General features: G+C 50.0%; 8 protein-coding genes, 14 tRNA genes and 2 rRNA genes. 2 read left to right on the top strand and 22 right to left on the bottom strand.

All coding sequences use genetic code 11. The annotated features are described in order from the left end of the window. Nucleotides 1-87: 87 nt before the first annotated feature. Nucleotides 88-1875, top strand: coding sequence for a transglycosylase domain-containing protein (locus EVJ34_RS04345; RefSeq protein WP_236634654.1), 1788 nt, complete (start codon nucleotides 88-90; stop codon nucleotides 1873-1875). A gap of 29 nt (nucleotides 1876-1904) precedes the next feature. Here EVJ34_RS04345 and EVJ34_RS04350 read toward each other — a convergent pair whose 3' ends face one another. From EVJ34_RS04350 to desA, 7 genes are all read right to left on the bottom strand, one after another. After that, a complete protein-coding gene (locus tag EVJ34_RS04350; protein ID WP_131484786.1) occupies nucleotides 1905-2801 on the bottom strand; it encodes a hypothetical protein in 897 nt (298 codons plus the stop codon). Continuing rightward, entirely contained in the window at nucleotides 2798-3355 is a 558-nt protein-coding gene (locus tag EVJ34_RS04355) for a DUF5366 family protein (RefSeq protein WP_131438231.1), read from the bottom strand. The genes EVJ34_RS04350 and EVJ34_RS04355 overlap by 4 nt, the downstream gene beginning before the upstream one ends. Before the next feature lie 225 nt (nucleotides 3356-3580). Beyond that, nucleotides 3581-4054, bottom strand: a complete 474-nt coding sequence (gene trmL / locus EVJ34_RS04360) for a tRNA (uridine(34)/cytosine(34)/5-carboxymethylaminomethyluridine(34)-2'-O)-methyltransferase TrmL (RefSeq protein WP_114166442.1) — start codon at nucleotides 4052-4054, stop codon at nucleotides 3581-3583. A 10-nt stretch (nucleotides 4055-4064) separates the two neighbouring features. Beyond that, the gene (locus EVJ34_RS04365; RefSeq protein ID WP_131484817.1) at nucleotides 4065-4499 is read right to left on the bottom strand and encodes a methylated-DNA--[protein]-cysteine S-methyltransferase; all 435 of its coding nucleotides are present in this window, start codon (nucleotides 4497-4499) and stop codon (nucleotides 4065-4067) included. Beyond that, complete coding sequence (gene queG / locus EVJ34_RS04370) at nucleotides 4489-5637, bottom strand: tRNA epoxyqueuosine(34) reductase QueG (protein WP_131484818.1); 1149 nt, start codon at nucleotides 5635-5637, stop codon at nucleotides 4489-4491. The genes EVJ34_RS04365 and queG overlap by 11 nt, the downstream gene beginning before the upstream one ends. A gap of 78 nt (nucleotides 5638-5715) precedes the next feature. Next, nucleotides 5716-5786 (bottom strand) — tRNA-Gly (locus tag EVJ34_RS04375). Nucleotides 5787-6011: 225 nt separating this feature from the next. Continuing rightward, nucleotides 6012-7031, bottom strand: coding sequence for a Delta(5) desaturase DesA (gene desA / locus EVJ34_RS04380; RefSeq protein ID WP_131438233.1), 1020 nt, complete (start codon nucleotides 7029-7031; stop codon nucleotides 6012-6014). Between the two features lie 291 nt (nucleotides 7032-7322). On the opposite strand from desA, the gene EVJ34_RS04385 reads away from it, so the two are divergent. Next, complete coding sequence (locus tag EVJ34_RS04385; RefSeq protein ID WP_131484787.1) at nucleotides 7323-7982, top strand: DUF6241 domain-containing protein; 660 nt, start codon at nucleotides 7323-7325, stop codon at nucleotides 7980-7982. Nucleotides 7983-8085: 103 nt separating this feature from the next. Here the strand turns inward: EVJ34_RS04385 and EVJ34_RS04390 are convergent. The 15 genes from EVJ34_RS04390 to EVJ34_RS04460 form a co-directional block, all read right to left on the bottom strand. Further along, nucleotides 8086-8166 (bottom strand) — tRNA-Leu (locus EVJ34_RS04390). A 9-nt stretch (nucleotides 8167-8175) separates the two neighbouring features. After that, nucleotides 8176-8249: transfer RNA gene (locus tag EVJ34_RS04395), tRNA-Cys, on the bottom strand. Nucleotides 8250-8257: 8 nt separating this feature from the next. Next, nucleotides 8258-8332: transfer RNA gene (locus EVJ34_RS04400), tRNA-Gly, on the bottom strand. 4 nt (nucleotides 8333-8336) lie between these two features. After that, nucleotides 8337-8411 (bottom strand) — tRNA-Gln (locus EVJ34_RS04405). Between the two features lie 6 nt (nucleotides 8412-8417). After that, nucleotides 8418-8493 (bottom strand) — tRNA-His (locus EVJ34_RS04410). 18 nt (nucleotides 8494-8511) lie between these two features. Then, nucleotides 8512-8582: transfer RNA gene (locus tag EVJ34_RS04415), tRNA-Trp, on the bottom strand. A 3-nt stretch (nucleotides 8583-8585) separates the two neighbouring features. Beyond that, nucleotides 8586-8669 (bottom strand) — tRNA-Tyr (locus EVJ34_RS04420). Nucleotides 8670-8672: 3 nt separating this feature from the next. Next, nucleotides 8673-8748, bottom strand: a tRNA-Phe gene (locus tag EVJ34_RS04425). A gap of 27 nt (nucleotides 8749-8775) precedes the next feature. Continuing rightward, nucleotides 8776-8851 (bottom strand) — tRNA-Asp (locus EVJ34_RS04430). Nucleotides 8852-8859: 8 nt separating this feature from the next. Continuing rightward, nucleotides 8860-8933, bottom strand: a tRNA-Met gene (locus EVJ34_RS04435). A 17-nt stretch (nucleotides 8934-8950) separates the two neighbouring features. Next, nucleotides 8951-9025: transfer RNA gene (locus EVJ34_RS04440), tRNA-Glu, on the bottom strand. A gap of 19 nt (nucleotides 9026-9044) precedes the next feature. Next, a tRNA-Ser gene (locus tag EVJ34_RS04445) sits at nucleotides 9045-9135 on the bottom strand. A gap of 13 nt (nucleotides 9136-9148) precedes the next feature. Further along, a tRNA-Asn gene (locus EVJ34_RS04450) sits at nucleotides 9149-9223 on the bottom strand. Nucleotides 9224-9231: 8 nt separating this feature from the next. Continuing rightward, a 5S ribosomal RNA gene (rrf, locus tag EVJ34_RS04455) occupies nucleotides 9232-9347 on the bottom strand. 95 nt (nucleotides 9348-9442) lie between these two features. Continuing rightward, nucleotides 9443-9563 (bottom strand): 23S ribosomal RNA (locus EVJ34_RS04460); the annotation flags it as partial.

A 9563-nucleotide genomic window follows, 5' to 3' on the forward strand; every position in this document is an offset into this window, starting at 1 on the left:
CCTGCCCAAATTATTATATGATAACGTTTACATTTTGAATTTTATTGAAAAATTGACGATATAATGAACAGAGAGAGAGGTGAGACGATGCGAGTGTGGATGGGGGCCCTATTTTTTGCCGGTTTGCTCGCCTCCGGTCTGACAATCAGCGGGGCGTTGAAAGAGGAAATCGAACAGACGAAGCAGATTTTGACGTGGGGTGAAAAGACGGTCGATGCGGCTCCGCTTGCTTCGAAACACGCCGTCACGTTGACGTATAAAGGCGGAACAGAACAACTGTATTTGAGCGGCCGACGGGATGATGTCTCTGTCGCCGGGTTGCCGGCACATATCCGCGAGGCAATCATGGTCATCGAAGATCGCAAGTTCAATGCCCACCCGGGATATGACCTTGGCGGGATTGCTCGGGCATTTATTCATAACACCAACGAATCGTCGTTACAGGGCGGAAGTACGATCACTCAACAGCTCGCTCGTAACGTGTATTTGACACATGAACGGACGTATGAGCGAAAAGTGAAAGAATTATTGCTCGCTCGTGCGCTCGAAAAACAATATAGCAAAAAAGAAATTATGACTGCCTATAGCAATGTCATCTTCTTTGGACATAATGTTTACGGGATTCAGGCGGCGGCCGAGACGTACTTCGCCCGTTCGCTTGAAGATTTGAACTGGAATCAAATCGCTTTCCTGTTGACCGTTCCGAATAATCCATCTTTATATGATCCGCTCGACCCATCAGCTTCATTTTACAAGCGAAAGGACCGAATCCTTACCCAGCTACGGGATGCGGATGTGATATCGAAACAAACGTACGAGACGCACCACGGCGTGAAGCTGAAGGCGACCTATCGTCAACACGTTGTACGGTATCCCGATTATATGGATACGGTCTTGAAAGAAGCGGTTCGACTCGTCCGCGCACGTTACGACCTCGATGACGACGCGGCCAGAGACTACTTGGCGACGAATCAAGCGACAATCGACACCTATTTGTCCGTCGCCCGTCAAAAGCAAGCTAAACAAGTGATGACGAAGCTGCCGAGCGGGCTAAACGGCGGATATGCAGAACTGACACCGAACGGTCGAATCGTCGCCCTCGTCGATTCGGAGATGACCCAAAGCGGCGAGTTCAACCGGGCCACACAAGCGTTCCGTCAACCCGGATCGGCCATCAAACCTGTCCTCGTCTTCGCACCATATATTGAAGAGACCGGTGCCAAACTCGATACAATCCTTGACGGCCGGCCGGTCTGTTATGGCACCTATTGTCCGACGAACAGCGGCAATCGTGTGCTCGGCGATGTGTCGTTACGTGACACGGTCGCCTACTCCTACAATACGCCGGCGCTCGCCGCCTTCACCGCGATCGATCAAGAGGCAGCGTATACGACGGCAGACATGATGTTCAGCCAATGGGACGTCGAGACCGACAACAGCCTGGCGAGTGCGCTCGGCGGCTTGACGCAAGGCGTCTCCCCGAAAGAGCTCGCCGCGGCCTATACCCCGTTCTTGAATCAAGGGGTATATACGTCCGGGCAGACGATCAAACAGATTCGTTTCGAATCGGGGGCGCCGACACTCACGCCAAACGTGACGAAACAAGCCGTTTGGTCGAAAGCAACCGTTTCGACGATGCGCGAGGCATTGTCTTCCGTCACGACGTACGGGACCGGACGGTATGCCGGGCAAATCAAACGTCCTTACGTCGGCGGCAAGACCGGCACGACGAACTCGCATAAAGACATGTGGTATGTCGGCTTGACCGACGAAACGATTACGGCGATCTGGCTCGGTGCCGATACGCCGCGTCCGTTCCCGGAGCTCGCCAATCGGGCCTACCCTGCCATCATCTGGACAGAGGCACATCGCTAAAATAAGGTCAGGGACACGTGTCCCTGACCTTATTGCCGTCTTCGATAGGAGTGGCACGTGTAACTTCCCCATGACTCAAACAATTCACTCTCATGAATCAGCTTCCACGGATTGAACATCGTCTGCCCGTTCTTGTTGAAGAAAAGCTGATCTCCAAGATAATACGATGCGTGCTGGACCCGGTCAGCCTCATCGACGAACGTGAGCACGTCGCCTGCCTCCATCACCTCTGTCTCGATTTGTACATACCCCACCTGCACGAGCGTCTGGAGGAACGTACCCGGATGGACCCATTGCGAAGCGATCCATTCCTCTTTCGTCACAGCGAACAGCGTCGCCGCCAGACAGTTACTTCCCGAGTTGACCGGGAACGTGTTGGCAAGGCGTCGTACGTGATCTGGACAGGTTGACGGGACAGGATGTACCGTCCAAGCATCCCAGCCGTTTGCATACGTCAACGTCAGTCGACGACGGGTGGCATCCGTCATCGCTTGCCAGACAGCTTGATGCAACACGAGGTGAGACGTGTCGCCCCACGCCACGATTGAAGACGATAACTGTTCGTCCGACATATCGCTGGTCGCCGGGAAGACAAGCCCCCGTCCAATCATGACTTGATAGACAAGTAGGTCATGTCTCACGTCGCGCGGTAATGTCTCAACCCAACCAGGCGACGCATGCAAGACAAAGGGCGCCGCGCGGTCGATGGTCCAAAACGTATAGGCGTTGGCGACTCGGACGTCCCGGTAAGACGGGTGCACATCAAATTCTGCTCGCGGAATGATCAAGACCGATGCCTGTGTGCCTAGTTGCGTCACGAGATGTTCGTCCGCCACAAACAAGTCCATCGGTGAAAGGAGCGTTGCCTCCCATTCCCGGACCACCTCTTCACACGGAGTGATTTGAACCGTCCCATCCACTCTCATAATATGATGTCTCCGACCGAGTTAAACAAGCGGAGCATGGCCCAAGCGAGACCACTCAAAAGAATCGCCCACATCATCGCTTGAATTAACAATAGACCGATGGCACGAAGCGTCGACATCAACTGGCTGACTTGCCATATGTAATAGAACAAATAAAGAACGAACGTGCCAAGCAATACCGCGACAACTGCGAGAAGCGAATTCAAAAATAAAAAGCTGATTCCCGAACCCACTAAGAAAATCGTCGCCCCTGGTTTCAACCGATGTAACGAGCTACCGTTCGTTTCACGCGCAAAGAAAGCGAATCCGAGTTGGTTGAACGTATCGGCTACGAGCTTGAAGGCGCTGAACAGCATGAAGTAGACGGTAAAAAACACGACGAGGACGAGCACTTTCGACTCTTGAACAGACAACAGGGCAATGATCTCGCTGTACACACCAATACGCGTCAGCCATTGAATCACATACTCACTCGTGGCGATGGCGAGGGACATCGAGAATAAAATGATCCCAATCAACGGGGCATAGCTTAACAAGTATACGTTTGTTTTCATATCGGCTCCAATTTCACAAGAATTTCTCATATTCAGTGCAAATCTATTATCAAGTATATTATAATATTCGTAGTCACGGAGAACAAAAGGGGGATTTTCAGATGGGTTTGTTACTAATGGTCGGAATCAGCGTCGTCTTCCTCGCAGCTATCTTTACAGCTGGATACAACAGAAAACCTGAAGGTAATCAATAAGAGCCGAGATTCTCACGAATCCGGCTCTTTTTTATTTTAATCCAGCATATCCTTGTTGGCGGAGTGCCTCATAGACGATAATGGCTGCCGTATTCGAGACGTTGAGCGATCGAACGAGGTTCGATTGGGGTAAACGGATACAGCGGTCGAGGTTATCTTCGATCACTTCCATCGGCAACCCTTTCGTCTCACGCCCGAAGACGAAGAAATAGTCTTTCTCGATGTCAGATACATCAAGGTCACTCGGGTACTGTTCCCCATACTTGGTAATATAGAAGAACTCTCCGTCCGGGTGCTCGGCCCACAGTTCATCGAGCGAGTCGTGATAACGGACGTCGACGAACTGCCAATAGTCGAGACCTGCCCGTTTGAGCATCTTGTCATCCGTCGAAAAACCTAACGGACGAATCAAATGGAGCACCGAATTCGTCGCGGCACATGTACGCGAGACGTTACCTGTATTCGCCGGGATTTCTGGTTGGAACATTACTACATGAATTGCCATAATACACTCCTCACTTCACTTGTTCGAGATCAAGTAATCGTTGTTTTTGATGTAGACCGCCTGCGAAACCGGTCAGTTGTCCCCCGCTACCGACGACCCGGTGGCACGGAAAAATGATGGGCAACGGATTTCGGTTCAGCGCCTGACCGACCGCGCGCACCGCTTTTGGTCGACCGATCTGTTCGGCGATTTGTTTGTACGTCCTCGTCTCACCGAAAGGAATCGTTAAAAGGGCATCCCATACTTCTTGCTGAAAGACAGTTCCGTTCATCTCGATCCACTCACGGTCAGACAGTTGAAGTCCGTTCCGCTCCACGCGTTCAATCAGATCGGTCAGCCATGCCGGTGCCGAACCATCATCCGCTCCCGTCTCCGCAAAGTCTAACGCACATAGTTTCCCTTGTGCATTCAATTCATAGACTAACGTTCCCCATTTAGATGACACGGTCTTCACGGTCCCACTCCTCTCGGAATAATCGAATCTCTTCATGTACGAGCTCCGACGTCTCTGTCGCTTCGATTCGTTGATAAATCGGCTCGGCCTCAGGTCCGAGGATTGCACCGATCGCCCAGACCGCCGTCGCTCGCATGTCTTCCCGCTCATCTTGTCGGATGAAGTCTTCAAGCACAGGTACGGCCGATGGTTCCTGATAATGGGCCAATGCTAAAATCGCATTCCGCTGAATCGGCTTTTTCCCACGCCACGCGCCAGATAGATGACCAAACTTCGCTTTGAACTCCCGATTGCTCAAATTCAATAACGGGACGAGCAACGGTTTGACGATTTCTGCTTCCGGAAGCAGTTCCTCGTGATGACGCCAGTCTTTTTTCCGATTATACGGACAGACTTGTTGACACGTATCGCATCCATAGAGCCGCCCGCCGAGTTTCGAACGAAACTCGCGCGGCATGAGCGTCTTCATCTGCGTCAAATAAGCGATACAACGTTTGGCATCGAGCACACCTGGTTCGATAAGCGCCGTCGTTGGACAAGCCGTCATGCATTTCGTACACTCGCCACATCCATCCTCAATCATTTCATCGGGAGGCAAATACGTATCGAGAATCATCTCCCCTAAATAGAGATACGACCCTTTCTCCGGCGAGATGATCGAACAGTTTTTGCCGCTGAAGCCGATTCCGGCCCGCTCGGCCACCGCCCGGTCGACGAGTTCGCCCGTGTCGACCATCGAGCGCGTCCGGACGCCCGGGACGAGTTGTTCAATATACACCTGTAATTGCTCGAGCCTCGAGCCGACAGCGCGATGATAGTCGAGTCCCCACGATGCCCGGGCGAACAAACCGCGTCGCTCATCGGCCACACTCCGTGGCGCATCCTTCAATTTGCTCGGATACAAAATGGCGATGGCGATGATCGACTGGGCTTCTTCAAGCAACAGCGTCGGTGTCGTCCGCTTGTCCAAGTCAGGCTCTTCGAACCCCGACGCGAATCCTTTCTCTTGTTGCTTCACAAGGCGTTGCTTCATGACGATAAACGGGTCAGCGGTCGTCACTTTCAACTCGTCAATCCCGATTGTTGTCGCATACGCCACAATCTTTTGTTTAAGTGTCTCCGGATCCATCCCGTTCATCGAATCACCTCTTTCGTGTCTATTTTCGCATACAAAAAATCTCCCCGCCAGTCGGCAGAGAGATGATGAAGCGGGTGAAGAGAATCGAACTCTCGTCATCAGCTTGGAAGGCTGAGGTTTTACCATTAAACTACACCCGCATGGTTCAAATGAGTCAGCTGTAAAAGCGACTACAATCAATATACATCTATACCTTTCAGAAGTCAACACTTTTGAATAAATTTCTTTGATGGCTTATGAAATCTATATTTATCATGTATGAATACCTATAATTCCCTTAATCCTCTTCTTCAAACCATATCTTAATATAAAATAAACGTAGCGATATAAAAATATCCTGCCGACTGTGTCGGCAGGAATATCTATTACATTGACGATGTCTTTGGTTCCCGAAGTAAATGCTTAATATCACGGAACGTGACGAACGTCTTGTTTTTGGCATCGTACAGTTTATAGCGCAACGACTTCAAACTCGACCATAGACCGATTGTCGTCGCTTTTTGGAGCGGCGGTGTCGACGTATGGGCTTGCTCTAGGTTATAGTTCGGTACGCGTGGGCTTAAGTGATGCACGTGGTGGAAGCCAATGTTACCCGTCACCCACTGCAATACTTTCGGCAACTCGTAATACGAGCTCCCTTCAATTGCTGCTTTCACATAATCCCACTCGCTCTCGTCCTCGAAATACGAGTCTTCGAACGTATGCTGGACGTAGAACAACCAAATCCCGAGGACACCTGCCGTGAACATCGTCGTCCCTTGTACGATCAAGAACGCTTTCCAACCGACGAGTGCGATGACGAGCGCATAGAGTACAACGAGCGACAAGTTGATGAGATACGTGTTGTTGCGCTCTTTTTTACGTGCGTCTTTCCGGTTGAAGCGGCTCGTAATAAGAATCAAGAACAACGGACCGAGACCGAACATGACGAGCGGGTTCCGATATAGACGATATTGGAGGCGTGTCCATTTCGAAGCTTCAACATATTCTTCGATTGTCATGACCCAAATATCACCGACTCCCCGTTTATCTAAATTCCCACTCGAAGCGTGGTGAATCGAATGCTCTCGTTTCCACTTCTCATACGGGAATAACGTCAAGATGCCCATGATCGTCCCGACGATGGCGTTCGCTTTCTTATTTTTGAAGAACGAGCCGTGCGTACAGTCGTGGAAAATGATGAACATTCGGACGACGAAGCCTGCTGCCACGATGGCGAGCGGGATGGTCAAGAAGACCGAAATTTGGAGCGCTTGATAAGCAAGGATCCAGGCAGCAAGAAACGGCAAGATCGTGTTGATCATCTGCCGGATGCTCTTCTTCACATCGGCCTTTTCAAACGGCGAGACGTGTTTCCGGAGCTGGGCGATTTTTTCTTTACTCATGTACAACTTCCTCCTCAATTACATACAGCGTTGACGACTACAAAGATGAAATATGAAACCAAATGCATTATGAGATTGACGACGGCATCCGTCATCATAAGAATCAATTTGTCAAAAAATTAATACCAGGTAATTATATCACATCACAGATAATAAATCGTTCATTATAGACGAGTAATTGAAGCAAATATTCATTCCTTTATAATAATTCCCATTAAAATTCCTTATATGGGATTAATGGTATTTGAAGTGTGTTAAAATCCAACTATGTAAAGATAGGAGGAAAAGATATTGTCTCAAAAACTGAAACAAGTATTTACCCCTAAGCGATTGATCATCATGACGAGCGTCCTTATCTTGCTCATCCCGGTCTTCTTTGTCAGCTATACGTTTTATAAAAATTTGAGTCAAGGTGTCGAGAATGAAAACCTTGATGACCACTATGCAAAACGCGTCAAAGAGCTTCAACTAGAAATATCTAAGGAAGACCCCTTGAACTTAAGAGGAAACTCTACCGCCAAAACTCGTGTTGAAGTAGACGTCTCCTTCAATGAGGAGAATCCTAGCCGAACCGAACTGATTAAAAACATGCACTTGATGACACATCAAAAAATATCGGCCCGATCCAAATGGGGAGCGATTCCGATGACCCCAGACAATATTCAACAGTCGGCTGACTATTTGGAGCTCTTAAAAACCAAATTCAAAATCGGAGACAGTATGCATGCGGAATTAAAAACGATGCTCGATCACTGGTCGCAAGGTGATTTTTCTCAAACTGACAAAGAACAGGATCGCTTGTTGCACTTCCTGCAAGCGAGCAGAGGGTTCTCTAACGGATTGGCGACTGAGAACGAAGAAGAACTCTTTATTCTGAATAACTTCGGACCCGATTACTTACATACTTTGGACGAAGCGACGTACACGTCATTTGAAGAATCATCTCCGTGATGGTTCTTTTTCATTGCGGCCAGCAACATTTTCATCTCTGACGGAGTCTTCATATCTTACATAAACACAAAAAAAGACCCTAGCCTCAGCTAGGATCTACGGATACCGGTGGTCGGAGTCGAACCGACACTCCAGAGGAACACGATTTTGAGTCGTGCGCGTCTACCAATTCCGCCACACCGGCATATTATGTTGGAGGCGCCAGTCGGAATCGAACCGACGATAGAGGAGTTGCAGTCCTCTGCCTTACCACTTGGCTATGGCGCCAAATTGAATGGAGCGGAAGACGGGATTCGAACCCGCGACCCCGACCTTGGCAAGGTCGTATTCTACCACTGAACTACTTCCGCATAATGGCTGGGCTGGAAGGGATCGAACCTACGCATGTCGGAATCAAAATCCGATGCCTTACCACTTGGCTACAGCCCAATAAAATGGGGCGACTGAAGGGAATTGAACCCTCGAATGCCGGAATCACAATCCGGTGCGTTAACCACTTCGCCACAATCGCCATAATGATATTAAGAAGCAGGGGCAGCAGGAATCGAACCCGCGCTGACGGTTTTGGAGACCGTAGTTCTACCGCTAAACTATGCCCCTAAGTGGTGGGGGGGGGCGGATTCGAACCGCCGAACCCGAGGGAGCGGATTTACAGTCCGCCGCGTTTAGCCACTTCGCTACCCCCCCACATGGTGGCTTTGGACGGAATCGAACCGCCGACACAAGGATTTTCAGTCCTTTGCTCTACCAACTGAGCTACAAAGCCATGTATGTAGTAATTCAATTAAAAAAATGGCGGTCCTGACGGGATTCGAACCCGCGATCTCCTGCGTGACAGGCAGGCATGTTAACCACTACACCACAGGACCACTGATAATTGCGGGGGCTGGATTTGAACCAACGACCTTCGGGTTATGAGCCCGACGAGCTACCAGACTGCTCCACCCCGCGACGATATAAACTTTAAATGGTGACCCGTACGGGATTCGAACCCGTGTTACCGCCGTGAAAGGGCGGTGTCTTAACCGCTTGACCAACGGGCCATACTTTTGATTGAAAAACTGGCGGAGAGCAAGGGATTCGAACCCTTGAGACGGTTTTGCCGCCTACACGAATTCCAATCGTGCTCCTTCGGCCACTCGGACAGCTCTCCAAAAAGAGAAAAGTGGCTCCGCAAGTAGGATTTGAACCTACGACCTACCGGTTAACAGCCGGTTGCTCTACCACTGAGCTATTGCGGAACGATCTTGCCTGGCAACGTCCTATCCTCACAGGGGGAGACCCCCAACTACTTTCGGCGCTGAAGCGCTTAACTTCCGTGTTCGGCATGGGAACGGGTGTGGCCGCTTCGCTATCGCCACCAGACAAAAGAATATTAACATCGCCCTGAGGGCGTGTCAATTCATTTCAGGGTTGTTCCCTGAAAACTGAAGACTCATCAATTCATACAAACCTTAGACTAGATCAAAGCCTCGACCGATTAGTATCATTCAGCTCCACACGTCGCCGTGCTTCCACCCATGACCTATCTACCTCATCGTCTCTGAGGGGTCTTTCTTGATTGCTCAAAGGGAAATCTCA

Source organism: Exiguobacterium sp. SL-9 (genome assembly GCF_004336985.1).
Taxonomy (GTDB): domain Bacteria; phylum Bacillota; class Bacilli; order Exiguobacteriales; family Exiguobacteriaceae; genus Exiguobacterium.

Excerpts from the sequence above, each read along its gene's own strand:
- trmL (WP_114166442.1), bottom strand. The coding sequence starts at position 4,054 with ATGGCAATTCATGTAGTAATGTTCCAACCAGAAATCCCGGCGAATACA.
- queG (WP_131484818.1), bottom strand. The coding sequence starts at position 5,637 with ATGGATCCGGAGACACTTAAACAAAAGATTGTGGCGTATGCGACAACA.
- EVJ34_RS04345 (WP_236634654.1), top strand. The coding sequence starts at position 88 with ATGCGAGTGTGGATGGGGGCCCTATTTTTTGCCGGTTTGCTCGCCTCC.
- EVJ34_RS04350 (WP_131484786.1), bottom strand. The coding sequence starts at position 2,801 with ATGAGAGTGGATGGGACGGTTCAAATCACTCCGTGTGAAGAGGTGGTC.
- desA (WP_131438233.1), bottom strand. The coding sequence starts at position 7,031 with ATGAGTAAAGAAAAAATCGCCCAGCTCCGGAAACACGTCTCGCCGTTT.
- EVJ34_RS04355 (WP_131438231.1), bottom strand. The coding sequence starts at position 3,355 with ATGAAAACAAACGTATACTTGTTAAGCTATGCCCCGTTGATTGGGATC.